Below are 25,917 nucleotides of genomic sequence, written 5' to 3'. Positions count from 1 at the left end.
ACTGATGGGACGATTTGGGGTGGTCGTCGTTCATGACGTCGCCGCGCCTCCGCTCCCGCCCTCCGCCGTCAGCGCAGTGAATGACTCATTCCTGACCTCGTACGCCAGGAATGAGTCATTCACTGCGTCCCGGCCCGCGTCGCGTCAGGACGAGAAGCGCTCCAGCGCCCGGATCTTGTTGGTCGCGTCCAGCGCCGCCACCTTGTACGCCTCCGAGAGCGTCGGGTAGTTGAACACCGCGTCCACCAGGTAGTCGACCGTGCCCCCGCACCCCATCACCGCCTGTCCGATGTGGACCAGATCCGTCGCGCCCGTGCCGAACACGTGGACGCCCAGCAGCTTGCGGTCCGTCGTGGACACCAGCAGCTTGAGCATCCCGTAGCTGTCGCCGGTGATCTGGCCGCGGGCGAGTTCGCGGTAGCGGGCGATGCCGACCTCGTACGGCACCGCCGACGACGTCAGCTGGGCCTCGGTCGCGCCGACGTACGAAATCTCCGGGATCGTGTAGATGCCGATCGGCTGCAGCGCGCCCAGCTCGTGGGCCGGCTCGCCGAACGCGTGGTACGCCGCCAGCCTGCCCTGGTCCATCGACGTCGCCGCCAGGGCCGGGAAGCCGATCACGTCGCCGACCGCGTAGATGTGCGGCACGGCCGTGCGGTAGTTCTCGTCGACGACCAGCCGGCCGCGCTCGTCCGCGGTCAGGCCCGCCGCCTCCAGGTTGAGCTCGCCGGTCATGCCCTGGCGGCCGGCGGAGTACATGACGCCGTCGGCCGGGATGCGCTTGCCGCTGACCAGCGTCGTGATGGTCGCGTGGTCGGAGACCGCCACGTCCGCGACCTTCTCGCCGAACCGGAAGGTCACCCCGAGGTCGCGCAGCTGGAACTTGAGCGACTCGACGATCTCGGGGTCGCAGAAGTCGAGCATGTGGTCGCGCTGCTCGACCACGGTGACCCGCGAACCGAGCGCGGCGAACATCGACGCGTACTCGATCCCGATCACCCCGGCGCCCACCACGACCAGCGACGACGGGATCTGCTCCAGCCGCAGGATCTCGTCGGAGTCGAGCACGCGGGCGGCGTCGAAGTCGACCTGCTTCGGCCGCGCGGGCCGGGTGCCGGTGGCGATCACGACGTGGTCGGCCGACAGGGTCCGCCGGTCGCCGCGGTGGCGGCCCTCGACCAGCACGGTGTGCGGGTCGGCGAAGGAGGCGGTGCCGTCGATCAGGTCGATGTGGTTGCGCATCAGCTGCGCGCGCACGACCTGGACCTCGCGCCCGACGACGTGCTGGGTCCGCGCGAGCAGGTCGGCGATGGTGATGTCCTGCTTGACGCGGTAGCTGGCGCCGTAGAGCTCGCGCTGGTTCATGCCGGTCAGGTAGAGCACGGCTTCGCGCAGGGTCTTGGACGGGATCGTGCCGGTGTTGACGCACACCCCGCCGACCATGTCGTGCCGGTCGACGACCGCCACCTTCTTGCCGAGCTTCGCCGCGGCGATCGCGGCCTTCTGCCCGCCGGGGCCCGAACCGATGACGATGAGGTCGTACTCGTGCTCGCTCACGACGTCGAGCCTGCGCACCCGGCGCGCCGGGCGCAACCCCCAGGCGGTGAAGATCCGCGCACGACCCGCCGGACTCCCACCCGGCCAGGCACCCGATCAAGCCCGCAGCGCACCCCGGAGCCGCTGGAAATCGGTCACGGAGTCCAGCCCGGCGTCGATCTCCTCACCGAGCAACGCGGAAAGCTGAGCGGCGACATCGGCCCCGAGCACCTCCCCGACCCGCTCCAGCAGCGACAACGCCTCCCACGGCGATCCCGCCAACGACCCGGCGACCACTCCCGGCTCGGGCGGTTTCAGCCCCTCCTCCAGCCCGAACCGCCCGGCCGCCAGGAGCGCGGCCACGACCAGGTGCGGCTGGGCGTCGGCCCCGGCGAACCGGAACTCCAGCCGCGGGCTCGACGCTCCCCCGGCCACGCGCACCGCAGCGGTCCGGTCGTCATACCCCCACCGCACCTCCCGTGGGGAGAACGGCGCGGTCCGAAGCCGGACGTAGGAGTTCCAGGTCGGCGCCCACACCGCCGTCAACGCCCGGGCATCCCGGAGGACCCCGGCCAGGAACCCGCCCAGCAGATCGGGCTCCGAACCGTCCACAGCGGACAGCGACAGGTGGACGTGCCCGGAGTTCCCCTGCCCCGGCTCGGGAGCCGCCAGGTAGTCGGCAGCGACCGCGTGACGGGCACAAGCCCGGCGCACGATCAGCTGCTGCAGCAGGACGTCGTCACAGGCCGCCAGTGCGTCCCGGTGCCGCAGCACGATCTCGTACTGCCCGGGATGGCACTCCGCCCGGGCCGACTCGACGCCGAGCCCGGCGTCGGCCAGCTCGGTCCGCAGGTCACGCAGCAGCGGCGCCAGCCGTTCCGTGCCCCCGACCGCGTAATCGACACCGTGCGCGGTGAGCGGCACCCCGGAGGAATCCCGGAACACGACCTCGTGCTCGATGCCCACCGACGGCACCAGCCCGAGCCCCTCCAACGCCGCGAGCTGGGTACGCAGCACCTCCCGCGGCGCGAGTTCGGCGGCCGCCCCGGACGGCCATTCGACGTCGCCGACCACCGCCCACGTCCGGTCACCCAGCGGGATCGCCGACGCCGCGTCCGGCCGCACCCGCAGGTCGCCGAACCCTTCGAGGTACCCGCCCAGCACGCCGGACGCCGGCAGCGGCTCCCGTGACGGCGTCCACGCGAAGACGTAGCTGCACACGCCGTAGCCGTCTTCGAGCACCGAAGAGGCGAACGGCGCGGCGAGCTCGACCGCGGCGAACCGGGCGTGCGGGTCGGGGACCAGCAGGAGCAGCCGGGCGTCGTCCTCGGCCAGCACGCCGCGCAGCACCGCCTCGCCCTCGGCGGCCGCCGCGCGCCGGGCCGCGAGGGACCGCGGGCCCGCCGGCCGCGCGAACGGCGTCACCACGCGCCGCCCGGATCCGGGGCGTGCAGCGGGTTCGGCACCCGGCCCCAGCGGACGTCGAACTCGTCGTCGCGCTCCACCTTGTCGAAGCCCTGGCCGGCGAAGTGCTCCCGGTTGAGCGTCACGCGCTCGACGTCCGGGGCGAACAGGCGGCAGGCGTCGAAGCGCGCGGCCAGGTCGGGGTTCTCGTCGCGGTAGCGGACGGCGATCTCCCGCACCGGCGCCCAGAACGCCGCCCGCGGCAGGCCCAGCTCGTCGAGCAGGAGCTCCGCCCAGAACCGGAACTGGCCGGAGAACACCGAGCTGAACAGCGACTGGGCGAGCAGGTGCGCGGGCCAGCGCAGCATGTCCGCGGCCGCCTCGGGCGGAAGCGACGCGTAGCTCGGCAGCTGTTCGTCGAGCAGGTCGACACCCTGGGCGAAGTCCTTGATCAGCACCCGTTGCGGGAAGCCGGCGTCGTCCACGACCAGGATCAGGTTCTGGCCGTGCGGGCAGAAGCCGACGCCGTGGCGCAGCAGCCACTGCAGCAACGGCGTCAGCACCAGGTCGAACAGCCGGGTCAGCCACGCTGTCGCGTCCCCGCCACCGATCAGGTGCGAGAGCACCGAGACACCGTCCGGCCCGCGGTAGGGCAGCGCGGCGAACGAGATCGCGCGCTCCCCGGCCGCGAGCCGGATGGGCTCGCGCCACAGCGCGCCCAGGGTTTCGTGGAACCGGTACGGCAGTTCCTCGAGGTGCCCGAACAGCGGGTGCTGCACCGACACGCTCGCGACCTCGCCGAGGAGCCCGAACCGGTAGTCCTCCGTCAGCAGCGGATCGCCCGCGGAGACCTGCCGCAGCCAGGTCGTCACCGACGGCCCGGCGAGCGTGGCCGCGGCGTTGAGCCCGCGGTAGACGAGCGTGTTGCGCACCGACACGGCGGTCTTGACGTCGTGGCGGCCGGGCGTGCTCACGTTCGCCAGCGTCCGGACCGTCTGGTGCGGGCGGTAGGCGTCGGCGCTCTCCCCCAGTTCGATCACCACGCCGGTGGCGAGCTCGGCGGCGTAGAGCGTGCCGAGGATTTCGTCGGCCTGCCACGGGTGCACGGGTACCCAGACGTAGTCCGCGGGTGCCTTGGCGGCGAACTCGTCGCGCTGGCCGCCGAGTTCGGCGGCCAGCAACGCGTCCCGGCTCAGCTCGTCGACGCAGCGGAACTCGGCGTGGTCCGGGTGGACGGCGAACCAGCGCAGCCGGAGGTCCGCCCCCGCCTCGGGGGCGTACCGGGCCCGGTCGCGCGCGGAGAACCCGACGCGGCCCTTGTTGAGCACGAGCCGGGGATGGCCGGTGAGGTGGCCGTCCGCGAGGTTGTAGTCCATGGTGGACAGTTCGGCCGCGGTCGGCGCGCGGCGCAGGCGGGCGGCCTCGTTGGCGACCGTCGAGGTCAGCTCGGCGAGCACGTCGGCCAGCCGCAGCCCGCTCAGGCCCAGGACTTCACGGGCGTCGACGACGAGCGTGCGCGGGTCGGTGACCGGTTCGCCGTTGCGGTGCGCGCTGCCGGGCTCGACCGTCCAGGAGTCGAACGCGCCCCGCCGCGCCCGGAACGTGTAGCCGGCGCCGGGCAGCTCCAGCCGGTGGACCTCGCCGTCGGCGACCGGCTCCAGCATGTGCTCGTAGGACAGCTCACCGACCATCTTGTGCGTGATCAGGGCGCCGGCCGCGCGCCAGGCGGCAGCATCGTCCAGGGTCACAGGTCCTCCAGGCCGAACGTGGTGAACGCGGTGCGGTCGGGCAGCTCGTGCACGGTCTTGCCGCACACGGCGTTGAGGATCACGGCCGCCCGCCACGCGCCGAGCCCGAGGTCGGGGGCGCCGGGCCCGTGGGTGTGCCGTTCGGCGTTCTGCACGAACAGCGACCCGGGCACGTCGAGCGCGACGCGGTAGTCCGCGCCGACTTCGAGGCGCCCCCGCCGGTCCCGGCGGACGGCGTCGCCGAGTCCGGCCAGCAGCGGCCCGGCCGGCGCCTCCGCGTACCCGGTGGCCGCGACGACGGCAGCGGTGCGCAGGGTCGCGCCGCGGCCCTGCTGCGCGTGCCGCACGACCAGTTCGATCTCTTTGTCGACTGTGGACGCTCCGACGACCTCGACGCCGGGGGTCAGCACGGCGCCCGGCGGGCCGGTGACGCTGCGGCGGTAGAGCTCGTCGTGGATCGCGCCGATCGTTTCGGTGTCGATGCCCTTGTAGAGCTGCCACTGCGTCGGCAGCAGCCGGTCGCGGACGGACTCGGGCAGGCCGTGGAAGTACGCGGTGTAGTCCGGCGTGAACTGCTCGAGACCGAGCTTCGAGTACTCCATCGGCGCGAACGCCGGCGTCCGGGCGAACCAGCGCAGTCCGTCCACAGTGGATCGGTGCCGCAGCAGGTCGAGCACGACTTCGGCGCCCGACTGCCCGGAGCCGACGACCGTGACGCTCTCGGCGGCGAGCAGTTCGTCCCGGTACGTCAGGTAATCGGCCGAATGCAGCGCGAGGACGCCGGGGTCGGCGACCAGGCCTCGCAGCGGCTCCGGCACCGAAGGGACCGAGCCGACGCCGAGCACGACGTGGTCGGCGAGCACCGGTTCCCGGCCGTCGATGGTGAGCTCGAAGGCGTCGCCGGCCCAGCGGATGCCGGTCACCTCGTGCCCGAAGCGGCACGACGGCAGGCGGGCGGCGGCCCAGCGGCCGTAGTCGTCGTATTCGGCGCGCAGCGGGTGGAACCGCTCGGCGAAGTAGAACGGCAGCAGGCGGCCGCGGTCGCGGAGGTAGTTGAGGAAGGAAAACGGGTTCGTCGGGTCGACCAGCGTCACCAGGTCGGCCAGGAACGGCACCTGCAGCGTCGCGCCCTCGACGAGCAGGCCGGGGTGCCAGCGGAACTCCGGGCGCGTGTCGAAGAAGACGGCGTCGAGGCTGTCGACGCCGGAGGCCAGCGCCGCGAGCGAGAGGTTGAACGGCCCGATCCCGACGCCGGCGAGGTGGTGGCGCCTCACGAAGCGACCGGGCTTTCCCGGCCGGCCACGAGCTCGGCGCCTGCCGTGGCGACGATGCGGTCGAGCAGCGGGAGGTAGTCGGCGGCGGTGGTGTGCGGGTGCAGCAGCGTCAGCTTGAGCCACAGCTGGTTCCCGCCGCCGGGCGCGGTCGGCAGCGCGGCCCGGCCGATGACGGCGGTACCCGCTTCCAGGAGGGCCCGGCGGACGCGCGCGACGAGTTCGTCGCCGCCGCGCTCGTCGGCCACGACCGGCCGCAGGACCACTGTGGACAGTTCGGGCGGGCCCCAGAGCCGCAGGCCGGGGTGCTCCTCGACGTGCCGGGCGACCTCGGCGGCGGTGGCGCAGCAGCGTTCCACGAGCGCGCCGAGGCCGTCGGTGCCGAGCGCGTGCACGGTGACGGCCATCCGGAAGGCGTCCGGCCGCCGTGACGTCCGGATCGACCGCCCGAGCAGGTCCGGCAGGCCGGCTTCGGTGTCGTCGTCGGCGTTGAGGTACTCGGCGCGGACGGTGAGCGCCCCGAGATCGGCGGCCTCGCGGGCGGCGAAGAGCCCGGCGGCGACCGGTTGCCAGCCGAACTTGTGCAGGTCGAGGGCGACGGAGTCGGCTTGGTCGAGCCCGGCGAGCTTGGTTTTGAGGGTGTCGCTGCAGAGCGCCATGCCGCCGTAGGCCGCGTCGACGTGCAGCCGGGCGTTGTGCCGTCGGCAGATCCTGGCGATTTCGGGCAGCGGGTCGAGGGTGCCGGTGTTGGTGGTCCCGGCGGTGGTGACGACGACGCAGCCGGGGGTCAGGATCTCGTCGAGCGCTTCGGGGAGCAGCCGGTCGCCCTCGCACGGGACGACGATCGGGGCGGGCAGGCCGAGCAGCCAGGCGGCGCGGGCGACGCTGTGGTGGGCGTTGGCCCCGCAAACCGGCTGGACGATGCCGTTTTCCCGGGCGAGGAGGAGGCCGAGGAGGTTGGATTCGGTGCCACCGGTGGTGACGACGGCGTCGGGATTGCCGGCTTCGGGATAGCACAACCGGGCGATCCCGGCGGTGAATTCGCGTTCGAGCTCGCTGGCGACGGGGGCTTGGTCCCAGGAGTCCATGGAGGGGTTGAGGGCACCGGCGACGACATCGGCGGCCACGGAGACGGCGAGCGGCGGGCAGTGCAGGTGGGCGGCGCAGGCGGGATCGGCGGGATCCGCGGACCCGGCGGCGAGGAGCCGGCTGAGCTGTTCGAGCGCGGCTTCGGCCCCGATGCCGCGGCGGGGCAGGGCACCCGTTCCGGCGGCGGCCGGCGTGGGGGACTGCGCGCCCGCCAGCGCGGCGGCAGGCACGGTGCCACGCAGCGCGGCGGCTGCCGTCGGGTCGGGCGCAGAGGCGAAGTGCTGCTCGCCGGGTGCCGCGGCGCCCGCGCCCGTCTCCGCGTCGGTGTCCCCGGTCACCTGTCCGAGGTCGCCACCCTCCGCGACCAGCGCCGCCGCGACCGCGGCCGGGCCGCCCGCCGGGACCGGGCCGCCGCGCTCGGCGACACCCGCCGCCATTCCGCGCAGGGCCACCGGGATCAGCTCGCCGAGCCGGTCCGCGCCGCCGTGGCCCCCGGCCAGCCCGTCTGCCCGCATGTGCCCGCCTTCCTTAGGGTTGCCTTGCCTACGCTGAGCAACAGTACGGCGACCGGCGGCTGCCTGTCATCCCCGTCCAGCATGCTCGACCGGGTGGCGGCGACGCGTCGGCCATCGGGAGTAGGTTCACCGCCAGGAGGTGATCGACGTGCCCCGGTGGGACGTCCTGCTCGCCATCGGCGCGGGCGGCGCGCTCGGCAGCCTCGCCCGCTACGGCCTGTCGGTGGCGATCCCGCACGCGCGCGGCGAGTTCGCCGTCGCGACGCTCCTCACCAACGCGCTCGGCTGCCTGCTCATCGGCGTCCTGATGGCCGTCCTCACGACGACCGCGCGCCCGCACCACCTCCTCCGCCCGTTCCTCGGCGTGGGGTGCCTCGGCGGTTTCACGACGTTCTCCACGTTCGTGACCGACACCCTCGACGCGGCCACGACCGGGCGTCTCGTGGGATCCTTGGCGTACGTGGCCGCGTCACTGCTGCTGTGCCTGACGGCGGTCGCGGCCGGCCTGGCGGCGACGCGCGCGGTGCGAAAGGGACGCTGATGGAAGGACCTGCCACCCGCCTGACGATCTACCTCGGCGAAGACGACCACTGGCACCACAAGCCGCTCTACCACGAGATCGTCCGCCGGGCGCGCGACGCGGGCCTCGCCGGCGCTTCGGTGCTTCGCGGCGTCGAGGGCTATGGCGCCTCCTCGCTGATCCACACGACGCGGATCCTGTCGCTGTCGGAGGACCTGCCCGTGGTGATCGTGATCATCGACGAAGAGGCGAAGCTGCGCGCGTTCCTGCCCCAGCTCGACGAGTTGATCGGCGAAGGGCTGGTGACGCTCGACCAGGTCGAGGTGGTCCGCTACGTGGGGCGCACGGAGTGACCGTGGTCCTGGTGGCCCTCGGCGGCGCGGCGGGCTCGATCCTGCGCTACCTGACCGACCGGAAAGTCCAGCAGTGGCGCGACTCGCCGTTCCCGTTCGGGACGCTGACGGTGAACATCGCGGGCTCGTTCATCCTCGGCTTCCTGAGCGGCTGGCTCTTGCACGGCGCGGAGCCGTCGTCGGTGCGCGCGCTGGTGGCGGTGGGGTTCTGCGGCGGGCTGACGACGTTCTCGACGTTCGGTTACGAGACGGTCCGGTTGTTCCTGGAGAAGACGCGGTTGTACGCGGTGCTCAACGTGGTGGTGACGGTGGCCGCGGGCCTGGCCTCGGGAGCGCTCGGCCTGCTGCTCGCCACAGCGATCTGGTCCTGACCCAAGCGCCTTAATGTGGCCTTCGGTGCTCCACCCATGCCCCGCCACCACCCTCAACGGAGGCGCTCCGCACCGCAGTGCCGATTCAGGCGCACCCAAGGCGGCCTTCGGTGCGTCAGACGCAACCAAGGCCGCCTTGGGCGCTTGGGATCAGGGTCAGCGCGGCGCCAGCCCGCGCACCTGCTCGAACGGGTCCTCCCCGGTCGGCAGCAGCGCGATGATCGGCGTCGTCAGTCCATTGTCCACATAGGCCCGCACCTGCTCGCGGCACGACTCGACACTGCCGTGGATCACCAGCTCGTCCACCACCGAATCCGGGATCACCTGGTTCGCCTTCTGCCGATCCCCCGCCGCCCAGGCTTCGTGCATCGGGGCCAGTGCCTCGCCGCGGCCCAGCCACTCGTGGAACGCCGCGTACACCGGGACCGTCAGGTAGCTCGAGATCAGCATCCGCCCCAGACCGCGCGCCGCGTCGGCGTCCTCCGTGGGGCAGACGAAGATCCGGGCCGCCAGCTCGACGTCCGGACCGACGACCGAACGCACCTTCGGGACATCGGAAGCAGCGAGCCAGTTCGTGATCGCACCATCCGCTTCGCGCGCGGCCAGGCGGAGCATGCCCGGGCGCAGGGCCGCCAGCATGATCGACGGCGGCGGGTCGGCCGGGCGCTCCAGGCGGAACTTCGACACCGCGAACGTCTCGTACTTCTCGCTGACCTTCTCCCCCGCCAGCGCCGTCCGCAGGAAGCGCAGCGTGTCGCGAGAGCGGGCGAAGGGTTCCGAGAAGTCAGCCGCGTTCCACGCCGAGACGATCACCGGGGACGACGCGCCGATGCCGAGGACGAACCGGCCCGGTGCCAGCTCCGCGACCGTCGCCGCCTGCATCGCCAGCAGGCCGGGGCCGCGCGTGTACACCGGGACGATCGCCGTGCCCAGCCGCAGCTGCGGGGCCCACTGCGAGGCCAGCACCAGCGGCGTGAACGCGTCGGTGCCCGCCGTCTCGGCCGTCCACGCGTCGGTGTAGCCCAGGTCCGGCAGCTGCTCGACCAGTTCCTTGTGCGCCGTCAGCGGCACCCCGGTCAGCGGAATCGTCAGGCCCCAGCGGCTCATGCAGTCTCCTTCTCGACGGCGGACAGCTCGCGCAGCAGCCAATCGACCTGCGTGCGCATCAGGTTCTCCGCGACCTCTTCGGCCTGCGGCGTCATGTGGGTCGCGCCCGCCAGCGGCAGGAAGACGTGCGGCCGCCCCTTCGCCAGCAACGCCGACGACAGCCGCAGCGCGTGCGCGACGAACACGTTGTCGTCGGCCAGCCCGTGCACGATCAGCAGCGCCCGGCTCAGCTCGCCCGCGCTCTCGATCAGCGAGTTGTGCGCGTAGCTCTCGGCTTCGTCCTGCGGCTTCCCGAGGTAGCGCTCGGTGTAGTGCGTGTCGTACAGCGACCAGTCGGTGACCGGCGCGCCCGCGACCGCCGCGTGGAAGACGTCCGGACGCCGCAGCACCGCCAGCGCCGACAGGTACCCGCCGTAGGACCAGCCGCGGATCGCCACCCGCTCCAGGTCGAGCTCGGGGAACCGAGCGGCCGCCGCCTGCAGCGCGTCGACCTGGTCCTGCAAGGTCACGTCGGCGAGGCGCCCGTGGATTTCGCGCTCCCACACCGCGCCGCGGCCCGGCGTGCCGCGGCCGTCGGCGACCAGCACCGCGAAGCCCTGGTCCGCCAGCCACTGCGAGGTCAGGAAGGCGTTGCGGCTCTGCAGGACGCGTTGCGCGTGCGGGCCGCCGTACGGGTCGAGCAGCACCGGCAGCCTGCCCTCGCTCGGCTCGTACCCGCGCGGCAGCAGCAGCGCCGCCCGCAGGTTCCGCTCCCCCAGCGTCAGCCAGGTCAGGTTGGGCACGATGTCCGGGTCCACAGTGGACGAGGAGATGGTCGCGACCGGCGCGCCGTCGCGCAGCACCGACACACGCGGGCCGCTGTGCTCCAGGCTCCACGACGACAGCACGGTGACCGCGGCGGACCCGGCACCGACGTGCACGCCGTCCACAGTGGACAGGCGACGCACCGACGAGCCCTCGGTCCGGAAGACGTGGATCTGCGTCGGGTCGTCCTCCGACGCGCTGAACAGGATCTCGTCGCCGACGTCGAGCACGGCCCGCAGCTGCAGCCCGGCCGGGGTGACGGCCTCGCCGCCGACGAACAGCCGGTGGTCGCCGTCGACCATGCCCTCGACGACCAGGCGGCCGTCGGGCGTCCACGCCGGCACGCCGCCGACGATGTCGATCCAGTGCTGGTCCGAAGCGCTGTGCACCACCGACGTCGAGCCGTCGGTGACGTCCACCGCGAGGACGTCCATCCGCGTCTGGTCGCGCGGCTGGACGGCGAGCAGCGGTGCGCCGCCTGCCGACCAGTGCACCGAGGCCAGGTACTCCCAGTCGCCCGGCGCCACGTCGACGCGCGAGCCGTCCAGGCCGAGGATCGCCAGCGAAACGAGGGCGTTCGTGGTGCCCGCGGCCGGGTAGGCGACGACGTTGGCCGGGTGCTGCGGGTTGGCCGGGTCGGCGATGGTCCAGCGCGGCACCGGGCCGCGGTCGGAGCGTTCGGCGAGGATGCTGCGGCCGTCGGGGGCCCACCAGTAGCCGCGGGTGCGGTCCATCTCCTCGGCGGCGATGAACTCGGCGAGGCCCCAGGCGATGTCCTCGCCGTCCTCCTCGACCAGCACCCGGTCGTCGCCGGTGGCCAGCTCGAGCACGTGCAGCCGCCGGTTCTGCACGTAGGCGACGTGGGTGCCGGCCGGGTTCGGCCGCGGGTCGATGACCGCGCCGTCGACGCGCAGCGTCACCTCGCCCGAAGCGAGGTCCAAGGTGTAGAGCTTGCCCGACAGCGAGAACACCGCGACGGTGAAGGCCGTGTCGACGCCGTAGTGCACGACGCCGCCGCCGGTCTCCCGGGCCCGCTCGCGCCGCGCACGCTCTTCGGCGGGCAGCTCCTCTTCGCCGGGCAGCAGCTCCGCGGCGTCGACGAGCTTGGTCTCGGCGCCGGTCGCCAGGTCGGCCGACCACAGGCTGTGCCGGGGGTCGGTGCCCGACTCCGAGCGCAGGAACAGCACGCGGGAGCCGTCCGGGTCGACCCGGAACTCCTTGGGCGCGCCGAGGGTGAAGCGCTGGGTCCGGGCCTGCTTGCGGAGGAACGGGAGGTCGTCGACATCGGTCACGCCCGCACTCTTCCAGACGGTCACGACGGGACGCCAACACCCTTCAGCTTGGCCAGCTCCGCGTCGACGTCGTAGTCCGGCGCCGGGAACCGCGGCTTCAGGTCGGCCAGGGTCTCGATAAGCAGCTCGGCGACGGCCCAGTTGCGGTACCACTTGTGGTCGGCAGGCACCGCGTACCAGGTCGGCGTCTTCTCGAAGATGCCGGCGTAGGCCTCTTGGTAGGCGGGCCAGTGCGACCGGGCCTCCAGGTCACCCGGGTTGTACTTCCAGCGCTTCTCGGGCGTGACGAGCCGGGCCTTGAGCCGCTTGAGCTGCTCCTCCGGGGAGATGTGCAGGAACACCTTGAGCACCGTGGTGCCGGCCTCGGCCAGCTCCGCCTCGAACGCGTTGATCTCGGCGTACCGGCGGCGCCGCTCGGCCGCGGTGAGCAGGCCGGACACCTGCGGGACGAGGATGTCCTCGTAGTGCGAGCGGTCGAAGACGCCGATCTGGCCGGGCCCGGGCAGCTGCTTGCGGATCCGCCAGAGGTACTCGTGGCGCCGCTCGGCCACGGTCGGCTTCTTGAACGCCGCATACCGGACACCCATCGGGTTCACCAGGCCGAGCACGTGCGAGACCGTGCCGCCCTTGCCCGAGGTGTCCATGCCCTGCAGCACGAGCAGCACCCGGCGGGTGCCCCCGCCGACCCCCTCGGCGTAGAGCGCCTCCTGCAGGGCCGACAGCCGCTCGCCGGCGCTCTCCAGCCCGGCGAGGGCCTTCGCCTTCTTGCCGGGGCCGACCGGGGTCGCCCCCGGGTCCGGCAGTGCGCCGTCGACGCGCAGCGCGTCCCGGACCCGGCTTCCGTCGTGCTTCTTCGCCATCCACCGAAACTACCCGTTCAGGCGGCGGCTTTCTCGGCGAAGAGGTTCAGCAGGGCGCCGTGCCCGCCCTCGCCGGAGACGCCTTCACGGACCTTCACGCCGGTCTCGCCGTGCCGTTCGAAGCCGCGATGCTCCAGCTCGACGCGGGTCGACCGCGGCCCCTCTTCGACGAACCGGACCTCGATCTCGCTGGCGCGGGCCGGGTCGGGGTCGATCTTCCAGTCGCCGTCGATGCGCCAGGACAGCACCACCCGGGCGGGTGGCTCCCACACGAGCACCTCACCCCATTCGCACTCGGCGCCGTCGACCGTGCGCTCGTACCAGCGCCCGCCTTCCTTCGGCTCGAGGACGGCTTCGGCGAGCTCGCCCGCGCCGATGTGGTGCTGCCGCGGCCACCAGCTGTCGAAGGCCTCGGTGTAGGTCTTGAACGCGTGCTCCCGCGAGCAGGCGACGGTGATCGTCTTGCGGATGGGTTCCAGGGTGTCCATCCATGCCCCCGCCGCCGCCCTCAACGGAGGCGCTGCGCGCCGCTGCTCATTCATGACTGCTCCTCTTCGGTGGATTCCGCCAGTTCGGCGAAGGCCTTCAGCGCGTCCGACCACATCCCGTCGAGCCAGGCGCGCAGGGCGGCGATCCCGGCCGGTTCCAGCCGGTAGAGCCGCCGGGTGCCGACGGCCCGGTCGGTGACCAGGCCGGCCGCCTTGAGCACCTTGAGGTGCTGGGACACGGCCGGGCGGCTGATCGGCAGGTCCGCGGCCAGCTCGCCGACCGCGCGCGGCCCGTCCCGCAGCGCTTCGAAGATCGCGCGCCGCGACGGGTCGGCCAGCGCGGCCAGCTGGTCGCTTCCGTAAGTCGCCACGAACCGTAAGTTACGGCTTACCGATAGGGGCGTCAACGGGTGCACACTGTTTCGGGGGTGTGAACGCGGTATTGCGCAACGAATACCTGGTTCAAGCAACGATTCCCGGCTGAACTCTGCGTGTTCTGCCTCTAACCTGAACACATGACGACGTTCGCCGGCCGGGAGACCGCCGCCCCCACCGCCGCGAGCTTCATCGCGCTCGACGAGCAATGGAGCACGCACAACTACCACCCGCTGCCCGTCGTGATCGCCGAAGCCTCCGGCGCCTCGGTGACCGACGTCGAGGGCCGGTCCTACCTCGACTTCCTCTCCGGCTACTCGGCGCTGAACTTCGGCCACCGCCACCCGGACCTGGTCGCGGCCGCCGTCGAGCAGCTCGGGCGCGTCACGCTGACCTCGCGCGCGTTCCACCACGACCAGCTCGGGCTGTTCTGCCGCGAGCTGGCCGAGCTGACCGGCACCGAGCTGGTGCTGCCGATGAACTCCGGCGCCGAGGCCGTCGAGTCCGCGGTCAAGATCGCCCGCAAGTGGGCGCACCGGGTCAAGGGCGTCCCGGACGGCACGGCGGAGATCATCGTCGCCGGTTCGAACTTCCACGGCCGCACCACCACGATCGTGTCCTTCTCCACCGACGAGACCGCGCGCGCCGACTTCGGCCCCTTCACGCCGGGCTTCGTCACGGTGAAGTACGGCGACGCGGCCGCGCTGCGCGACGCGATCACCCCGCGCACCGCCGCGGTGCTGCTGGAGCCGGTGCAGGGCGAGGCCGGCGTGATCGTGCCGCCGGAGGGCTACTTCGCCGACGTCCGGCAGGCGTGTGATGAGCACGGCGTGCTGCTGATCGCCGACGAGATCCAGTCCGGGCTGGCCCGCACCGGCACCGTGCTGGCGCTGGACCACGAAGGCGTCCGCGCGGACGTCTACACCCTCGGCAAGGCCCTCGGCGGCGGCATCCTGCCGGTGTCCGCGGTGGCCGGCCGCCGGGACGTGCTCGGCGTGCTGAAGCCGGGCGAGCACGGCTCGACCTTCGGCGGCAACCCGCTGGCCTGCGCGGTCGGGCGCGCGGTCGTCCGCCTGCTGAACACCGGCGAGTTCCAGCAGCGGGCCACCGAACTGGGCGCCCACCTGCACACGAGGCTGAACGAGCTGATCGGGCAGGGCCTGTCGGAGGTCCGCGGCCGCGGGCTGTGGGCGGGCATCGACATCGCTCCGGGCGGTCCGTCGGGCCGGGCGGCGTCGGAGGCGCTGGTCGCGCGCGGCGTGCTGTGCAAGGAGACGCACGAGCGCACCCTGCGCGTCGCCCCGCCGCTGGTGATCACCCGCGCGGAGCTGGACCGCGGCATCGACGCGATCGCCGAGGTCATCCGCCCCTGAAACCACCCGGACGCCGCCGGGTGAGCCTCCCGCCCCGGCGGCGTCCGGGAGCACAAGCTCCCGGGAGAAGAAGGTCCCCTTCGGACGTTGTGCCCGGTATGGGAGCAGGGGAACGCCCGCTGGTGGGCACCGGATGCGTGACACCGGCCGAGCTGTACGAGCAGGGGAAGCGGCTCCGGGAGAAAACTCCGGTCACCGCGCACGACCACGAGGCCGCGGCGAAGGACCGGCCGTCGCCGCGGGAGTACTTCGAGGCCACCAACGCCGGACGGCTGCCGGAACTGGTGGAATTGCGGCGCGAACGCATGCTCGCCTCGCCGTTCACGTTCTTCCGCGGCGCGGCAGGACTGATGGGCGCCGACCTCGCCGGGACACCGGCCTCGGGCCTCACCGCGCAGCTGTGCGGTGACGCGCACGCGGCGAACTTCGGGCTTTACGGCACGCCCGAGGGCCAGATCGTGATGGACATCAACGACTTCGACGAGACCGTGCCGGGCCCGTGGGAGTGGGACCTCAAGCGGCTCGCCGCCAGCCTCGTGCTCGCCGGCCGCGAGGGCGGGATCGGCGAGTCCGGCTGCCGCGAAGCCGCCGAAGACGCCGTGAAGTCCTACCGCCGGACCGTCCGCGCGCTGGCCGAGCTGCCGTTCCTGCGGTCCTGGAACGCCCTGCCGGATTCGTCGGTGCGGTCCAAGGCCCGCGCCGACGAGCTGATCGACGACTTCGCCGACGCCGCCGAGAAAGCCCGCAGGAACGACAGCGCGAAGGTTTCCGCGAAGTGGACCGAGCGCGTCGACGACCACGAGACCGGCCTGGCCCGCCACCGGTTCGTCGCGGACCCGCCGGTGCTGACGCACGTCGACGCGCAGACCGCCGAAGCCGTCGCCGCCGGCCTCGTGTCCTATGTGGACACCCTGCGCGAGTCGCGGCGCACGCTGATCGCGCGGTACCGGCTCGCCGACGTCGCCTTCCGCGTGGTCGGCACGGGCAGCGTCGGCCTGCGCAGCTACGTCGCCCTGCTGCACGGCAACGACGACGAAGACCTGATCCTCCAGGTGAAACAGGCCCAGCGGCCGGCACTCGCGCCGTACCTGAACCTGCCACCGGCGGCGCACGAAGGGCAACGCATCGTCGACGGCGCCCGGCTGGTGCAGGCGGAGACCGACATCCTGCTCGGCTGGACCACGATCGACGGCGTCCCCCGTTCATCGTCCGGCAGTTCCGCAACCTCAACGGCGACATCGACCCGGCGGAACTGGAGAAGGACCACCTGGACGACTACGGCAGGCTCGCCGGGGCGCTGCTCGCCCGCGCCCACACGCGATCGCTGCACCCGAAGCTGCTCGCGGGCTACTTCGCCGACGACTCGGAACTGGACGAGGCGATGGGTGCGTATGCGGTGCGGTACGCCGACCGGACGGAGGCCGACCACGCCGCCTTCTCCCGGAGCTGACCGGGGACGGGCGGCAGGTCGAACGCCGGCCACCCGAAGCAGCAGGCAATCAGCCGGTGACCAGCTTCGCGACGTCCGCCGCGCAGCCCCAGGCCAGGGTGATCCCCGCGCCCCCGTGCCCGTAGCAGTGCACGACCTCCCCCACCCGCTCCACCCGCACCTCCCGCCGCGACGGGCGCAGGCCCACCCGCGACCGCAGCACCTCCGCGCCGGCCAAGCGGGGCTCCAGCTCGCGGCAGCGGCGCAGGATGTCCGCCGTCACCGCCGGGTTCGGGTCGGTGTCCGCCCGGCCCGGCTCCACCGTTCCGCCGCAGACCACGTGGGTGCCGTGCGGGATCACGTACGCGACGCCCGGGCCCGTCTCGTCGACCACGAACTCCGGCAGGCCCGGGTCGGGCACGTGCACGACCTGGCCGCCGACCGGGACCATCGTGTCGTCGTCGCCCGCCAGCGCGCCCGCGCCCAGGCCCGCCGCGTTGACCACGATGTCCGCGGCCGGGTCCGCCAGTGACGTCAGCGTCCGGTACTCCACCCGCACGCCCAGCGCGCGCACCCCGGCGAGCAGCCACTCCAGGTACACCGGCGTGTCGACCACCGCCGTCGTGAACTCCACCGCGTCGCCCTCGCGGACGCCGTCCACCGCCCGGAGCCACTGCGGGTCCGGCGCTCCCGGCGCCAGCAGGACCCGGCCGCGGCGGAAGCGCACGCCGGGCGCGTCCCCGCCGCGGAACACCGCCAGGCTCGCCTCGGTCCACCGCACCACGCGCTCGTCCAGGCGCCTCCCCGGCGGGTAGAGCACTCCGCCCGCGACCGCCGACGTCGACTCCCGCGGCGGGGCCGACGCCACCACCGTGACCTCGCATCCCGCTTCCGCCAGCCGGTACGCGCTGCTGAGCCCGATGATCCCGGCCCCGGCGACTGTCACTCGCATCCCCGCATCGTGACGCACCCGCGGCCCCGGCGTCGTCCCGGGGGCCCGGCTACCCTCGCGCGGGTGAGGACGATCGCCGCCGTCTGCGGCCTGCTCGCGCTGCTGCTGGGCCTGCCGTTCGCCGGCGGGACCACGCCCGGCGCGGTCGACGCCGCCGCGGCCGGGGCCGTCGCGCACCTGAGCCCCGGCGTGCTGCGGGCGCTGGTCCTCCCGACCGAGCCGTACGTCGTGCTCGCGCTGGGCCTGCTCGCGGTCTTCCTGTGCCTGCGCGCCGGACGGCGGCTGGAGGCCGGGCTCGCGCTGGCCGTCCCGGTGCTGGCGATCCTGCTGACGAGCTGGCTGCTCAAGCCCCTGTACGACCGGTGGAAGAACAGCACCCTCGTCTACCCGAGCGGCCACACGGTGAGCCTGGTGGCGGTGCTCACCGTGCTCGTCCTGGTCACCCGCCGGGTCGTCGTGGTGGTGCTGTCCGCGGTGGCGCTGCTCGCCGCGGCCGCCGGGCTGGTCGGCCTGGGCTACCACTACCTGACCGACGTCGTCGGCGGGACGCTGTTCGCCGTCGCGGTCGTGTTGGTCAGCTGGCCGGCACGGCGTCACGAGCCAGCGCCGTCAACCGGCTGACCGCGCGCAGGTACTTCTTGCGGTACCCGCCTTCGACCATCTCCTCAGTGAACAGCGACGGCAGCGGCTCGCCCGACACGACCAGCGGGATGGCCCGGTCGTAGAGCCGGTCGGCGAAGGCGACCAGCCGCAGCGCCACGTTCTGGTCCGGCGCCGGGTGGATGCCGCGCAGGTGCACGCGGCCGACGTCGTCGAGCAGCCGCCCGTAGCGGGACGGGTGCAGCTGGGCGAGGTGCGCGCACAACGCGTCGAAGTCGTCCACAGTGGACCCTTCGTGCGCCGCGGCCGACGCGGCCAGCTCCTCCGGCGAAACCGGCGGCGGCGCGTCCGGCAGGCCGCGGTGGCGGTAGTCCGGGCCGTCGACGCGGACCACGCCGAAGCGCGCCGACAGCGTCTGGATCTCGCGCAGGAAGTCTTCGGCGGCGAACCGGCCCTCGCCCAGCTTCTCCGGCAGCGTGTTCGACGTCGCCGCGATGAACACCCCGGCGTCCATCAGCTCCTGCAGCAGCCGGGTGACCAGGGTGGTGTCACCCGGGTCGTCCAGCTCGAACTCGTCGATGGCCAGGATCCGGTGCGCCGACAGCCGCCGGACGGCCTCGGCGAAGCCCAGCGCGCCCACCAGGTGGGTCAGCTCGACGAACGTGCCGTACGCCTTGGGCGACGGCGCCGCGTGCCACGTCGAAGCGAGCAGGTGGGTCTTGCCGACGCCGAAGCCGCCGTCGAGGTAGAGCCCCATCGGCCCCGACGGCTCCGGCGACCCGCCGAACAGCTTGAACCGCTTCTTCTCCTTGCGCGCCCCGATCTTGGCGGCGAACGCCGAGCACGCCTCGACCGCAGCGGCCTGGCTGGGCTCGTCCGGGTTCGGGAGGTACGTCTCGAACCGGACGGCGCCGAAGCGCGGCGGCGGAACCAGCGCGCCGATCAGCTCGTCGGCGGACAGCTCGGGACGGCGATCGGTCAGGTGCGCGGGCATGGTCGCAGAGCCTATCCGCGCCCCGGGTACCGATCAGCGGGGATATCCCCCGGTAGAGACGTGATTCACGCTCGTGTTGGGATGATCGGGTGCAGAGTGTGTGGCCCGATCGGACGGGCGAGCTGAGCGGTTCGGACCTCGAAGCGGTCTACGCCTACCCCGAAAACCTGGACCGGCCCTGGGTGCAGGTGAACTTCGTCGCGTCCGCCGACGGTGCCGTCGAGATCGACACGACGTCCGCGGGGCTCTCGCACGCCGCCGACCGGAAGGTCTTCCTGCTGGGCCGCGACCTCGCCGACGTCATCCTGGTCGGTGCCGGGACAGTCCGCGCCGAGAACTACCGCGGGGTGGTCGCGGGCGCGAAACGCCTGGAGCGCCGGCGACGGCTCGGCTTCACCGGTGTCCCGCCGATCGCCGTCGTGACCCGGACGGCGGATCTCGACCCCGCCTCCCGGCTGTTCACCGAAACCGCCGTGCCCCCGATCGTCGTCACCACGGACACCGCGGACACGCGCGCCCTCGAAGCCGCCGGGGCCGAGGTCCTGCGGGCGGGCGGCGACGACGTCGACCTCGCCCGGGCCCTCGACCTGCTGGCCGCCCGCGGCCTGCGCCGGATCGACTGCGAAGGCGGCCCCGGCCTGTTCGCCCGGCTCGTCGCCGCCGACCTGGTGGACCAGCTGTGCCTGACCGTCGCCCCGCTGCTGGTGGCCGGGACCGCGGGCCGGATCGCCGCGGGCGCCACGCCCGCCGTGCCGCGCCGGCTCGCGCTGGCGTCGATCCTCGTCGAGGACGGCTTCACGCTCCTTCGCTACCGCCGGGACGCCGGGTGAGCGACGACACCGAGCTGCTCGCCCGGGCCGCGGACGGCGACGCCACCGCGTTCGGGGCGCTGGTGCGGGAGCACACGCCCCGGATGTACCGGGTGGCCCTGCGGATCACCGGCAGCGCGGCCGAGGCCGAGGACGTCGTGCAGGAGGCGTGGCTCGCCGCGTGGCGGTCACTGGCCGGGTTCCGGCGGGAGTCGGCGGTGTCGACGTGGCTCTACCGGGTCGTCACCAACAGCGCGCTCGCCGTGCTGCGCCGCCGCCGTCCGACGGTCTCGCTCGACGACCCCGCGCCGCAGTCCACTGTGGACAGCGCGCTGCTGGCCGCGGCCGTGCCCGGCCCCGAAGGCCGCGTCGTGCGGGCCGAAGAGGTCGACGCCGTGCTGCGGGCGGTCGGCAGGCTGGAGGTGTCCCAGCGCGTCCCGCTCGTGCTGCGTGAACTGGAGGGGCTCAGCTACGAAGAGGTCGCCGAAGTGCTCGACGTGAACGTGACCGCCTTGCGTTCCCGGCTGCACCGGGCCAGGGTGGCGCTGCTCGCCGAGCTGAGGGAGCGGTGATGGCCGAAGGAGCGGATCCCGAGCGGGACCCCCGCTGGGACGCCGTGCGCGCCGCCGCCCGGCACCGGGTGCCGACCCCGCCGGGCCTGGTCGAACGGGTGCTGCGGGCCGTCGCGCGCGGCCGCCGGACGGCGGTGGAGGTGCCCGGCGAAGCGGGCGGGCTGCGGGTCGCCGAAGGCGTGGTCGACCGGCTGGCCCGGACGATCGCCGCGGACCGGGCCCCGTTCGGCGTGCGGATCTCGGCCGTCGCCGTCGAGGGCGGCGTCGTGCAGGTGCTGGTGTCGGTCCGGTTCGGCCTGATCGCCGACGCGGCCGCCGAAGCGCTCCGGCGGGAAATCGCCGCCGGGCTGTCCCGGCACCTGGGGATCGCCGCGGTGGTGAACGTGCACGTCGTGGACGTCCACCCGGGGTGAGATTACCCCGTTCGGGGGACCTTGCGTGAGGGTTTGGCGCCCCCGGGCATCGTAAGGGCGTGAACAGCCGAGAGGAGCCCGTACGCATGCATCCGGAACGGACCGAAAGCCCCGGCACGGTGACACCGCTCAACGAGGAGGGCGCCGCCGGCCGCACCACCATCTCGTCACTGGTCGTGCAGAAGATCGCCGGCCTGGCCACCCGCGAAGTCGCCGGCGTGCACACGCTGGGCGGCGGCGGGGTGTCCCGGGCGATCGGCGCGCTGCGCGAGCGGATCCCCGGCTCCGGCACGGTGACGACGACCGGCGTGTCGGTGGAGGTCGGCGAGAAGCAGACCGCGATCGACCTGGACGTCGTCGTCGAGTACGGCGCGCGCATCACCGACGTCGCCCGCGCGGTGCGGCGCAACGTGATCACCGCGGTCGAGCAGATCACCGGCCTCGAGGTGATCGAGGTGAACATCGCCGTCAACGACATCTACCTGCCGGGCGAGGAAGAACCCGAATCGACGCGCGTCGAATGACCGCTGCGGCGCCATGAATGACTCATTCATGACGTCCGACGCCAGGAATGAGTCATTCACTGCGTCCCAGCCACCCCCGTCCAAGGAGGACATGTGAACGCAACGCAGACCGGGCTCCTGGCCGGGCTGATCCTCGGCCTCGCCGCGACCCAGGGGTTCACGGCGTTCCTGGTGACCCTGGCCGTCGGGATCATCGGCCTGGTCGCCGGCCGGGTCCTCGACGGCGAACTCGACCTCGGCGAGCTGTTCGGCAAGGGCCGCGACAAGTGAGCCCGGCCCTGGACGTGCCGCGGGAGCTCGCCGAACCGGCCGAGCGCGGCACCCTCACCATCGGGCACGCCGTGGTCCGCAAGGTCGCCCAGCACGCGGCCGGCCGGGTGCCCGGCACCACCCGCGACGGCAAGAAGGGCCCGAAGGCGAAGGTCGGCGGCCACGACAACGACGTCGACCTCGCGCTCGACCTGGCCCTGCACTACCCGGCGGCGGTCCGCGCGGTCGTCGGTGACGTGCGCGAGAAGGTCACCGAAGAGGTCGAGCTGATCACCGGCTACCGCGTGCGGAGCATGGCCGTGACGGTGTCCGCGCTGCTCCCGGCCGTCGCACCGAGGGTGCGGTAGCCGTGCGCCCGTTCGTCCGCATCCTCGCCACCCTGCTGGGCCTGGCCTTCGCGGTGGCCGGCGCACTGCTGGCCCTGGAGGTCGGCTGGCACTGGTGGCGCCCGGGTTCGGCGCCGCTGGTGGTGCCGTGGCCGCGCTGGCAGGCCGGCCTGGCGTCGCTGGGCTGGGACGCCTACGCGGTGCGCGTCGGCGCCGGGGTGCTGGCCGCGGCGGGGCTGATCCTGGTGGGGTGCGCGCTCGCCGCCGGCAACCGCGCGGTGCGGCTGACCGACCCGGCCGCCGACGTCAGCGTCTCGACGTCCCCGCGCTCGCTGGCCCGGCTGGTCGGCATGACCGTGCGCGCGCAGGACAACGTCGCGGGCGCGTCGGTCACCGCGAGCGCCCGCCGCATCCGCGTCCGGGCGAAGAGCACCCTCGAGGCCGAAGCCGAGCTGCGGCCGCGGCTGCTCGCGACGGTGTCCGCGCTGCTCGACGAGATCCCGCTGGTGCGGCGGCCGAAAGTCACGGTCGTCGTCGACTCGCCTAAGGACCGCCGATGAGCCGCTCAGTCGCCACGAAGGCCCTTTCCCGGTCGTACACCGGCGAGCGCACCCTGACATTCCTGGTCGGCCTGCTCGCGTTCCTCGGCGGGGCACTGGCCCTGGTGGTCGGCTTCGGCGGGCTCGGCGAGTTCCGCGGCCGCCGCCCGCTGCTGGACCCGATCGCGCTCGAGTGGCTCGGTTCGCACGCGACCCCGGCCCGCATCGCGGCGATCGTGCTCGGGGTGCTGCTGTTCGTGCTGGGCCTGCGGTGGGTGGTGCGTTCGCTGCGCCCGGAACCCCGGCCCGACCTGGATCTGGACCGCACGGAGGGCGCGGAACTGGTGGTCACGGCGGCCGCGATCGCGGGTGCGGTCGAGGCGGACGCGGCGCAGCTCGACGGCGTCAGCCGGGCCCGCGTCCGGGCGGTCGGCTCGCGGACCTCCCCGGCGTTGCGCATCACGGTGTGGCTGCACGAAGGCACGGACCTGAAGGCGGTGTGGTCGGATTTGGACGCGCGGGTGCTGACCAGGGCCCGCGAATCGCTCGGGCTGGCGTCGCTGCCCACCGCGGTCCGTATGGAGCTCGACACGAGCCCCGCCAAACGCGTGCGCTGAGCCGGGGTTTTCCGCAGAATGCGGGGCATGCCCCTACCGCTGCAGCCGCCGCTGAAGCCGATGCTCGCCAAGCCCGCCAAGGCCATTCCGGACTCCGGGGGCCTGCTGTTCGAGCCCAAGTGGGACGGTTTCCGCTGCATCGTCTTCCGCGACGGCGACGAGCTGTACCTGCAGTCGCGCGCGGAAAAGCCGCTCAACCGGTACTTCCCGGAGGCCGTCGCCCGGCTGCTGGACATCCTGCCGCCGCGGGTGGTGCTCGACGGTGAGCTGGTCGTCGCGCGGGACGGGCGGCTGAACTTCGACGCCCTCACCGAACGCATCCACCCCGCCGAAAGCCGGATCCAGCTGCTGTCGGCCGAGCAGCCCGCCGAGTTCGTCGCCTTCGACGTCCTCGCGCTCGACGGCGACCTGCTGCTCGACGAGCCGACCTCCGTGCGCCGGGAACGCCTGGCGGACCTGGCCGGTGACCGGTTCCCGCTCACCCCGGCGACCACCGATCCGGACACCGCACGGCACTGGTTCGAGCTGTTCGAGGGCGCCGGTCTCGACGGCGTCATCGGCAAGCCCCTCGACGAGCCCTACACCCCGGGCAAGCGCGCGATGCTCAAGTACAAGCACCTGCGCACCGCCGACTGCGTGCTCGCCGGGCTGCGCTGGCACGTCGACGGCGGCCCCGGCGAGCTCGTCGGCTCGTTCCTGCTCGGCCTGCACGACGACCACGGCGTGCTGCACCACGTCGGGACCGTCGGGTCGTTCCCGAAGGACCGCCGCCGCGAGCTCGCCGAAGAGCTGGCGCCCCTGATCACCGACGGCGAGGACCACCCCTGGGGCGGCCGGGCCACCGGCGAGGCGCAGCGCATCCCGGGCGGGACCACCCGCTGGCGCGCCACCGAGCACGAATGGGTGCCGCTGCGGCCCGAGCGCGTCGTCGAGGTCGCCTACGAGAACACCGAAGGCGGGATGCCGTCGCGGTTCCGGCACAACGCGCGGTTCGTGCGGTGGCGGCCGGACCGCGAACCCGCGTCGTGCGACTACGGCCAGCTCGACGAGCCGGCCCGCTACGACCTCGACGCCGTCTTCCGCGGCCAGGTGGTGCGCACCCGCTAACCCGCGTCCCACACCGGCCGTGCGAAGCTCGGCCTGCCCCCTTGATCGACGTTCGACGTGAGGACCCCGCCCGTGCGCCGCCGCCGTACCCGTCTCCTGGCCGCGCTGCTCGCCCTGACCGCCGCCGCGGGCTGCGCCGCGGGGCCGTCGGTCCGCCCGGCGCTGGTCGAGAACGACGGGAAGACGACCGGCGCCGCGCCGTCGCGGACCCCCGGGGTCCCGCTGCCGCCGCTGGGCGAGCCGCAGTCGGCCACGCTGAAGTGGGCCGACTGCGACGAGGACACCCGCCAGCGCATCGGCGCCCCCGGCGTCCCGGACGGGCTGCACTTCAGCTGCGCCCGCGTCACCGCGCCGCTCGACGCCCCCGGCGAGCCGCGGCGCTCGGTGGTGCGGCTGCTGGCGCTGAAGGTCGGCAGCGGCCCGGTGCCGCTGGTCGTGGTCAACGACGTCGACGGCGACCCGGGCACGGTGTACGCCGCGCGGCTGGCCGCGACGCTGCCGCCCGCGTTCCTGGAGAAGTTTTCGCTGATCGGCTTGGACCGGCGCGGCACCGGGCTGTCGGGCGCCGCCCAGTGCGTCCCCGCCGACATCCGGCACGACCTCGTCGACGCGGACCCGGCGCAGGGCGGCCTTGGCGACGTGCTGGACGCGGCCCGCAAGGCCGGCCAGCAGTGCGCCATCGAGCTGGACGACTCCCAGACCGCGCTGGACAGCTGGCGCGGCGCGGGCGACCTCGACGAGCTGCGCAAGCAGCTGGGCATGGAGCGGCTCGACGCACTCGGCCACGGCGACGGCTCGAAGGTGCTGGCCGAATACGCGGTGCGCTTCCCCGGCCAGGTCGGGCGCATGGTCCTCGACGGCGTCCCCGACCCGGGTGCCGACACCGCGGCGGTCCTCGACGCGGTCGCCGCCGGCGCACAGTCCACATTGGACGCCTTCGCGGCGGACTGCGCGTCGCGGCACTGCGCCCTCGGCGACTCCAAGGCGGCGCTGGCCGCCCTCGCCGACCAGCTGCGGAGCACTCCGGCGTCGACCGAGGAGGACGTCGCGTTCGGCCCGGGCGTCGCGATGTTCGCCGTCTACACGGGACTGACCCAGCGCGCGCGGTGGCCGGAGCTGGCCGACGCGATCACCGCCGCGCGCGCCGGGAACATCGCGCCGCTGGCCGCGTTCGCGGCGCCGGTGCTGAACGACTCGCGGGCCCAGCCGTCGCGGATCGACGCCACCATCGCGACCCGCTGCAACGACAGCCAGACCCGGCTCTCGGCCGACCAGCTCGACCAGGTCGTGGCCGGGATGCGCGGCAAGTACCCGCAGTTCGGCGCGGTCCTCGCCCAGCAGCTGGCCTGGTGCGGCCCGTGGCCGGTGCGCACCGAGCCGCTGCCGGCGCCGGGCGCGCCCGGCGCCCCGCCGATCCTGGTCGCGGCCACCGCGACCGACCCGGTCACCCCCCAGGTCGGCAGCACCCGCGCGGCCGACCAGATGCCGTCCGCGGTGACGATCACCTGGCAGGGCGCGGGCCACGGCGCCCTCGGCGTCTCCCCCTGCGTCACCGAGGCGGCCCGCGCCTTCCTCGTCGACGGCAAAATCCCCACCGACGGCACCCTCTGCCCCGCCTGACCCCGTGTTCGAAGGGGTATCTCGCGTGATCAGAAGGGA

Annotated in this window: 27 protein-coding genes and 2 pseudogenes; 17 read left to right on the top strand and 12 right to left on the bottom strand. The window is 73.4% G+C overall.

Translation table 11 applies throughout. The features are described 5' to 3' along the window. Positions 1 to 144: 144 nt before the first annotated feature. The 5 genes from sthA to ACFPLC_RS29070 form a co-directional block, all read right to left on the bottom strand. Entirely contained in the window at positions 145 to 1,557 is a 1,413-nt protein-coding gene (sthA, locus tag ACFPLC_RS29090; RefSeq protein WP_378205841.1) for a Si-specific NAD(P)(+) transhydrogenase, read from the bottom strand. Between the two features lie 96 nt (positions 1,558 to 1,653). Then, positions 1,654 to 2,961 (bottom strand): type I glutamate--ammonia ligase, encoded by a 1,308-nt coding sequence (locus tag ACFPLC_RS29085; RefSeq protein ID WP_378205856.1) that lies wholly within the window; start codon positions 2,959 to 2,961, stop codon positions 1,654 to 1,656. Continuing rightward, positions 2,958 to 4,688 carry an IucA/IucC family protein gene (locus ACFPLC_RS29080; RefSeq protein WP_378205838.1) on the bottom strand — a complete coding sequence of 577 codons (1,731 nt, stop codon included), beginning with the start codon at positions 4,686 to 4,688 and terminating at the stop codon, positions 2,958 to 2,960. Before ACFPLC_RS29080 ends, ACFPLC_RS29085 begins: the two co-directional genes overlap by 4 nt. Beyond that, positions 4,685 to 5,962: a lysine N(6)-hydroxylase/L-ornithine N(5)-oxygenase family protein gene (locus tag ACFPLC_RS29075; protein ID WP_378205835.1), complete on the bottom strand. Its 1,278-nt coding sequence runs from the start codon at positions 5,960 to 5,962 to the stop codon at positions 4,685 to 4,687. Before ACFPLC_RS29075 ends, ACFPLC_RS29080 begins: the two co-directional genes overlap by 4 nt. After that, positions 5,959 to 7,563 carry a pyridoxal phosphate-dependent decarboxylase family protein gene (locus ACFPLC_RS29070; protein WP_378205832.1) on the bottom strand — a complete coding sequence of 535 codons (1,605 nt, stop codon included), beginning with the start codon at positions 7,561 to 7,563 and terminating at the stop codon, positions 5,959 to 5,961. The genes ACFPLC_RS29075 and ACFPLC_RS29070 overlap by 4 nt, the downstream gene beginning before the upstream one ends. 139 nt (positions 7,564 to 7,702) lie before the next feature. Here ACFPLC_RS29070 and ACFPLC_RS29065 point away from each other — a divergent pair, with 139 nt between their 5' ends. Genes ACFPLC_RS29065 through crcB form a run of 3 tightly spaced genes read left to right on the top strand, consistent with a single transcriptional unit; the run spans position 7,703 to position 8,807 of the window. Beyond that, positions 7,703 to 8,104 (top strand): fluoride efflux transporter FluC, encoded by a 402-nt coding sequence (locus tag ACFPLC_RS29065; RefSeq protein ID WP_378205830.1) that lies wholly within the window; start codon positions 7,703 to 7,705, stop codon positions 8,102 to 8,104. Continuing rightward, positions 8,104 to 8,436: a DUF190 domain-containing protein gene (locus ACFPLC_RS29060; protein WP_378205828.1), complete on the top strand. Its 333-nt coding sequence runs from the start codon at positions 8,104 to 8,106 to the stop codon at positions 8,434 to 8,436. The genes ACFPLC_RS29065 and ACFPLC_RS29060 overlap by 1 nt, the downstream gene beginning before the upstream one ends. After that, positions 8,433 to 8,807, top strand: a complete 375-nt coding sequence (crcB, locus tag ACFPLC_RS29055; RefSeq protein ID WP_378205825.1) for a fluoride efflux transporter CrcB — start codon at positions 8,433 to 8,435, stop codon at positions 8,805 to 8,807. The genes ACFPLC_RS29060 and crcB overlap by 4 nt, the downstream gene beginning before the upstream one ends. Positions 8,808 to 8,963: 156 nt before the next feature. Here the strand turns inward: crcB and ACFPLC_RS29050 are convergent, their stop codons facing one another. The 4 genes from ACFPLC_RS29050 to ACFPLC_RS29035 are packed head-to-tail and all read right to left on the bottom strand — an operon-like array spanning position 8,964 to position 13,358. Further along, entirely contained in the window at positions 8,964 to 9,914 is a 951-nt protein-coding gene (locus tag ACFPLC_RS29050; RefSeq protein WP_378205822.1) for an LLM class F420-dependent oxidoreductase, read from the bottom strand. Then, positions 9,911 to 12,010 carry a S9 family peptidase gene (locus ACFPLC_RS29045; protein WP_378205819.1) on the bottom strand — a complete coding sequence of 700 codons (2,100 nt, stop codon included), beginning with the start codon at positions 12,008 to 12,010 and terminating at the stop codon, positions 9,911 to 9,913. Before ACFPLC_RS29045 ends, ACFPLC_RS29050 begins: the two co-directional genes overlap by 4 nt. Positions 12,011 to 12,030: 20 nt before the next feature. After that, positions 12,031 to 12,870, bottom strand: a complete 840-nt coding sequence (locus ACFPLC_RS29040) for a PPK2 family polyphosphate kinase (RefSeq protein WP_378205816.1) — start codon at positions 12,868 to 12,870, stop codon at positions 12,031 to 12,033. Between the two features lie 17 nt (positions 12,871 to 12,887). Continuing rightward, positions 12,888 to 13,358, bottom strand: a complete 471-nt coding sequence (locus ACFPLC_RS29035; protein WP_378205813.1) for an SRPBCC family protein — start codon at positions 13,356 to 13,358, stop codon at positions 12,888 to 12,890. On the opposite strand from ACFPLC_RS29035, the pseudogene ACFPLC_RS29030 reads away from it, so the two are divergent. After that, positions 13,358 to 13,414: pseudogene (locus tag ACFPLC_RS29030) on the top strand (hypothetical protein); the annotation flags it as partial. The gene ACFPLC_RS29035 and the pseudogene ACFPLC_RS29030 overlap by 1 nt on opposite strands. On the opposite strand, the gene ACFPLC_RS29025 reads toward ACFPLC_RS29030, so the two are convergent. Further along, a complete protein-coding gene (locus ACFPLC_RS29025) occupies positions 13,409 to 13,729 on the bottom strand; it encodes an ArsR/SmtB family transcription factor (RefSeq protein WP_378205810.1) in 321 nt (106 codons plus the stop codon). The pseudogene ACFPLC_RS29030 and the gene ACFPLC_RS29025 overlap by 6 nt on opposite strands. 144 nt (positions 13,730 to 13,873) lie before the next feature. Between ACFPLC_RS29025 and rocD the strand changes: the two genes are divergently transcribed. Both rocD and ACFPLC_RS29015 read left to right on the top strand, forming a co-directional pair. Beyond that, positions 13,874 to 15,106, top strand: coding sequence for an ornithine--oxo-acid transaminase (rocD, locus tag ACFPLC_RS29020; protein WP_378205807.1), 1,233 nt, complete (start codon positions 13,874 to 13,876; stop codon positions 15,104 to 15,106). A gap of 98 nt (positions 15,107 to 15,204) precedes the next feature. Beyond that, positions 15,205 to 16,556 (top strand): annotated as a pseudogene (locus ACFPLC_RS29015) (DUF2252 domain-containing protein). A 49-nt stretch (positions 16,557 to 16,605) separates the two neighbouring features. Here ACFPLC_RS29015 and ACFPLC_RS29010 read toward each other — a convergent pair. Continuing rightward, a complete protein-coding gene (locus ACFPLC_RS29010; RefSeq protein WP_378205804.1) occupies positions 16,606 to 17,487 on the bottom strand; it encodes an FAD-dependent oxidoreductase in 882 nt (293 codons plus the stop codon). Positions 17,488 to 17,550: 63 nt separating this feature from the next. Between ACFPLC_RS29010 and ACFPLC_RS29005 the strand changes: the two genes are divergently transcribed. Next, entirely contained in the window at positions 17,551 to 18,108 is a 558-nt protein-coding gene (locus ACFPLC_RS29005; protein ID WP_378205801.1) for a phosphatase PAP2 family protein, read from the top strand. Here ACFPLC_RS29005 and zapE read toward each other — a convergent pair. Beyond that, positions 18,062 to 19,081, bottom strand: coding sequence for a cell division protein ZapE (gene zapE, locus ACFPLC_RS29000; RefSeq protein WP_378205798.1), 1,020 nt, complete (start codon positions 19,079 to 19,081; stop codon positions 18,062 to 18,064). The two genes, ACFPLC_RS29005 and zapE, sit on opposite strands and share 47 nt — an antisense overlap. Before the next feature lie 89 nt (positions 19,082 to 19,170). Here zapE and ACFPLC_RS28995 point away from each other — a divergent pair, with 89 nt between their 5' ends. The 10 genes from ACFPLC_RS28995 (at position 19,171) to ACFPLC_RS28950 (ending at position 25,878) form a co-directional block, all read left to right on the top strand. After that, positions 19,171 to 19,911, top strand: coding sequence for a pyrimidine reductase family protein (locus tag ACFPLC_RS28995; RefSeq protein WP_378205795.1), 741 nt, complete (start codon positions 19,171 to 19,173; stop codon positions 19,909 to 19,911). Next, entirely contained in the window at positions 19,908 to 20,462 is a 555-nt protein-coding gene (locus ACFPLC_RS28990; RefSeq protein WP_378205792.1) for an RNA polymerase sigma factor, read from the top strand. Before ACFPLC_RS28995 ends, ACFPLC_RS28990 begins: the two co-directional genes overlap by 4 nt. Then, positions 20,462 to 20,875: a hypothetical protein gene (locus ACFPLC_RS28985; protein ID WP_378205789.1), complete on the top strand. Its 414-nt coding sequence runs from the start codon at positions 20,462 to 20,464 to the stop codon at positions 20,873 to 20,875. Before ACFPLC_RS28990 ends, ACFPLC_RS28985 begins: the two co-directional genes overlap by 1 nt. Positions 20,876 to 20,961: 86 nt before the next feature. Beyond that, on the top strand, positions 20,962 to 21,399 hold the full coding sequence (locus tag ACFPLC_RS28980) for an Asp23/Gls24 family envelope stress response protein (RefSeq protein WP_378205786.1): 438 nt from the start codon (positions 20,962 to 20,964) through the stop codon (positions 21,397 to 21,399). A 93-nt stretch (positions 21,400 to 21,492) separates the two neighbouring features. Beyond that, positions 21,493 to 21,669, top strand: coding sequence for a hypothetical protein (locus tag ACFPLC_RS28975; RefSeq protein ID WP_013224542.1), 177 nt, complete (start codon positions 21,493 to 21,495; stop codon positions 21,667 to 21,669). After that, positions 21,666 to 22,016 carry an Asp23/Gls24 family envelope stress response protein gene (locus ACFPLC_RS28970; protein ID WP_378205783.1) on the top strand — a complete coding sequence of 117 codons (351 nt, stop codon included), beginning with the start codon at positions 21,666 to 21,668 and terminating at the stop codon, positions 22,014 to 22,016. Before ACFPLC_RS28975 ends, ACFPLC_RS28970 begins: the two co-directional genes overlap by 4 nt. A gap of 2 nt (positions 22,017 to 22,018) precedes the next feature. Then, a complete protein-coding gene (locus ACFPLC_RS28965; RefSeq protein ID WP_378205780.1) occupies positions 22,019 to 22,555 on the top strand; it encodes a DUF6286 domain-containing protein in 537 nt (178 codons plus the stop codon). Beyond that, positions 22,552 to 23,151: an alkaline shock response membrane anchor protein AmaP gene (locus ACFPLC_RS28960; protein ID WP_378205777.1), complete on the top strand. Its 600-nt coding sequence runs from the start codon at positions 22,552 to 22,554 to the stop codon at positions 23,149 to 23,151. Before ACFPLC_RS28965 ends, ACFPLC_RS28960 begins: the two co-directional genes overlap by 4 nt. A 27-nt stretch (positions 23,152 to 23,178) precedes the next feature. After that, positions 23,179 to 24,258, top strand: coding sequence for an ATP-dependent DNA ligase (locus tag ACFPLC_RS28955; RefSeq protein WP_378205775.1), 1,080 nt, complete (start codon positions 23,179 to 23,181; stop codon positions 24,256 to 24,258). Between the two features lie 72 nt (positions 24,259 to 24,330). Beyond that, entirely contained in the window at positions 24,331 to 25,878 is a 1,548-nt protein-coding gene (locus ACFPLC_RS28950; protein ID WP_378235963.1) for an alpha/beta hydrolase, read from the top strand. Positions 25,879 to 25,917: the final 39 nt, after the last annotated feature.

Source organism: Amycolatopsis plumensis (genome assembly GCF_042652605.1).
Taxonomy (GTDB): domain Bacteria; phylum Actinomycetota; class Actinomycetes; order Mycobacteriales; family Pseudonocardiaceae; genus Amycolatopsis; species Amycolatopsis plumensis.
The sequence above is the reverse complement of the archived record's forward strand: the minus strand, read 5'-3'. Positions and strand labels throughout refer to the sequence as shown.

Coding starts and splice junctions, on each gene's coding strand:
- ACFPLC_RS29060 (WP_378205828.1), top strand. CDS start 8,104: ATGGAAGGACCTGCCACCCGCCTGACGATCTACCTCGGCGAAGACGAC.
- ACFPLC_RS29040 (WP_378205816.1), bottom strand. CDS start 12,870: ATGGCGAAGAAGCACGACGGAAGCCGGGTCCGGGACGCGCTGCGCGTC.
- ACFPLC_RS28955 (WP_378205775.1), top strand. CDS start 23,179: ATGCCCCTACCGCTGCAGCCGCCGCTGAAGCCGATGCTCGCCAAGCCC.
- ACFPLC_RS29010 (WP_378205804.1), bottom strand. CDS start 17,487: ATGCGAGTGACAGTCGCCGGGGCCGGGATCATCGGGCTCAGCAGCGCG.
- ACFPLC_RS29070 (WP_378205832.1), bottom strand. CDS start 7,563: ATGCGGGCAGACGGGCTGGCCGGGGGCCACGGCGGCGCGGACCGGCTC.
- ACFPLC_RS29050 (WP_378205822.1), bottom strand. CDS start 9,914: ATGAGCCGCTGGGGCCTGACGATTCCGCTGACCGGGGTGCCGCTGACG.
- ACFPLC_RS28985 (WP_378205789.1), top strand. CDS start 20,462: ATGGCCGAAGGAGCGGATCCCGAGCGGGACCCCCGCTGGGACGCCGTG.
- ACFPLC_RS28980 (WP_378205786.1), top strand. CDS start 20,962: ATGCATCCGGAACGGACCGAAAGCCCCGGCACGGTGACACCGCTCAAC.
- ACFPLC_RS29035 (WP_378205813.1), bottom strand. CDS start 13,358: ATGGACACCCTGGAACCCATCCGCAAGACGATCACCGTCGCCTGCTCG.
- ACFPLC_RS28960 (WP_378205777.1), top strand. CDS start 22,552: ATGAGCCGCTCAGTCGCCACGAAGGCCCTTTCCCGGTCGTACACCGGC.
- rocD (WP_378205807.1), top strand. CDS start 13,874: ATGACGACGTTCGCCGGCCGGGAGACCGCCGCCCCCACCGCCGCGAGC.
- zapE (WP_378205798.1), bottom strand. CDS start 19,081: ATGCCCGCGCACCTGACCGATCGCCGTCCCGAGCTGTCCGCCGACGAG.